The following is a 1,317-nucleotide window of genomic DNA, read 5'->3' on the forward strand; positions in this document are numbered from 1 at the left end:
ACCCGGTGGAGATCCGCTACCGCCCGCTGGAGGTGCCCGTCGCGTCCGGCGCCGAGGACGATCCCGACGATCCCGACCACGAGATCGTGCGCACCGAGACCCGCGACGAGATCGAGGCGATCGTCGACGCCATCGGTGAACTCGAGGCCGAGCCGCCCGGCGATGTCCTGGTGTTCCTGTCCGGCGAGCGCGAAATCCGCGACACCGCCGAGGCTTTGGGCGGATTGAAACACACCGAGGTGTTGCCGCTGTACGCCCGGTTGCCGACCGCCGAGCAGCAGAAGGTGTTCGCGCCGCATACCGGGCGCCGCGTCGTGCTGGCGACCAATGTCGCCGAGACGTCGCTGACCGTTCCCGGCATCCGCTACGTCGTCGACCCGGGCAACGCCCGCATCTCCCGCTACAGCCGCCGCCTCAAGGTGCAACGTCTGCCGATCGAACCGATCTCGCAGGCGTCCGCGCAGCAGCGGGCCGGTCGGTGCGGCCGGGTCGCGCCGGGCGTGTGCATCCGCCTGTACTCCGAGCAGCACTTCGACTCCAGGCCCCGCTACACCGACCCCGAGATCCTGCGCACCAACCTGGCCGCGGTGCTGCTACAGATGGCGGCGCTGCAGCTGGGCCCCCCACCCGGCTACGTCGAGGAGTTCCCGTTCCTGGACCCGCCGGACCGGCGCAGCGTCCGCGACGGCGTGCAGCTGCTCCAGGAGCTGGGCGCGTTCGACGCCCGGGGCGCGATCACCGACCTGGGCCGCCGGCTGGCGCGGCTGCCCGTGGACCCGAGGCTGGGCCGGATGATCCTGGCGGCCGAGAACGAGGCGTGCGTGCGAGAGATCCTGGTGCTGGCGGCGGCGCTGACGATCCCCGACCCCCGGGAGCGGCCGAGCGGCCGCGAGGAGGCGGCCCGGCAGAAGCACGCCCGTTTCGCCGACGAGACCTCGGACTTCCTGAGCTACCTGAACCTGTGGCGCTACCTGCGTGAGCAGCGAAAGACACTGTCGGGTAGCGCTTTCCGCCGGATGTGTCGCGACGATTTCCTGCACTACCTGCGCATCCGCGAGTGGCAGGACCTCGTCGGGCAGTTGCGCGGCATCGCCCGCGACCTCGGCGTCGCCGAATCCGGCGAGGCCGCCGACCCGGCCCGCGTGCACGCGGCGCTGCTGGCCGGGTTGCTGTCGCACGTGGGCATGCGCCGCGAGGACACCCGCGAATTCCTCGGCGCACGCAACTCGCGGTTCGTGCTGGCGCCCGGTTCGGTGCTGACCAAGCGGCCGCCGCGCTGGGTGATGGTGGCCGAGCTGGTGGAGACCAGTCGCCTCT

General features: G+C 71.7%; 1 protein-coding gene. It reads left to right on the forward strand.

The window, feature by feature from the left end; translation table 11 throughout:
• Positions 1–1,317 (forward strand): helicase-related protein (locus AC2VOP_RS17565; protein WP_486962151.1); only part of this gene is annotated, 1,317 nt, incomplete at both ends.

The sequence above is a fragment of the Mycobacterium sp. TH-M106 genome (genome assembly GCF_057473765.1).